The sequence below is a fragment of the Vibrio sp. Vb0937 genome, assembly GCF_033338855.1.
Window position 1 is genome coordinate 1 of the sequence record NZ_JAWOTK010000243.1, and the last position, 1,293, is coordinate 1,293.

General features: G+C 45.0%; 1 protein-coding gene. It reads right to left on the reverse strand.

Annotated elements, in window-relative coordinates; translation table 11 throughout:
• Positions 1-1,293: GGDEF domain-containing protein (locus R7P67_RS24785; RefSeq protein ID WP_318086313.1), on the reverse strand; the 1,293-nt coding region annotated here is incomplete at both ends.

Genomic DNA, 1,293 nt, shown 5'->3' on the forward strand with positions numbered 1-1,293 from the left:
CTTCCCCACCAAGACGAGCCACAATATCACTCTCACGCACTGACGAATCGAGCACTTTGGCTACGCCAGTTAATACGACGTCACCAAACACATGGCCATAGGTATCGTTGACCTGTTTGAAATGGTCGACATCCATCATAACCAGCGTGATAGGCCCTGTTTCCGGCTTTTTCGCTACCATTTTCTGCTTATCAAGCTTTCTTTCAACCCAATGATTGAGCGCCAAATAGCCGTATTGAACACGCATGACTTGCTTGTTTAGCTTGTGAACCAACTTACCTTTCTTCGTTTCTGGAATTGGCTTTTCAATCAGCTTAGGCTTTTGCTCTGCAGGTTTCGCAAACCACTCTTCCAAGAATCGGCGGTTAAACAGGCCCGTTAACATGTCGGTTTTCGCCAAACGACGCATACGCAAACGCGAACGGTTCACGTACAAAAATACCAACGCCATAAGCAATAAAATACCAATCATTACCAATAACACTTCACCCAACAAGTAGAACGTTCGGCGATTGTTCTCCAACTCTAGACGCTGTAATACATTGTTCCAGTTGAGGTTTTCGTTCTCGTACTCTAATCGCTCTAGCTCAAACAAGGTTTGTTGTCGCTCTAAGTTCTCGACTTCACGCTGATTACTAAATTGAATGAATTTTTCATGATATTGACCGTAGGTTTGATAGGCCAATTCGAAGTTTTTATCTCCGGCGTAAGCCATAGCAGCGACTTTTAACAGCTCCATTTGCTGCTGTTTGATGTAGCGACTCTCGATGATCTCAGGAAGTAAAGGCGTAATCATCGTTAACAAAGCTTGATACTGCTTACGCTCTAGCATGTACTCAGCTTGCAACAACTTAAATGTTGCCAAGTACGCATTCGAGGTTTCACGGTACTGCAAGTTTTCGGCAAGCTTGAGATGACGCAGCATGTTTTTTTCGTTGTTGGTTTCGCGATACAGAGACGCAAGCTCCAAGTTCACCCGAAAGCGAAAACGTCCGTCACCAATAATCTGCGCAAGCTTTAAAGCTGCTTGATAAGATTTGATGGCTTCATCGTATTGGAACTGAGCTTTGTGTAGCTTTGCAATAGTTAGGACGCTAAGCAACTCATTAAACGACATGCGGCGGTCTTTAAAATAACGATACGCCTGCTTCAGCACGACTTCAGAGCGGTCATAGCCTTGAATTTTTACCAATACATCACCAAGCTCTAGCGCTGCGCGTTCGACTAAGCCCTGCGCACCTGATGACTCCGCCGCTTCCATCGAAGACATCAACGCCGCGTACGATTTCTTAT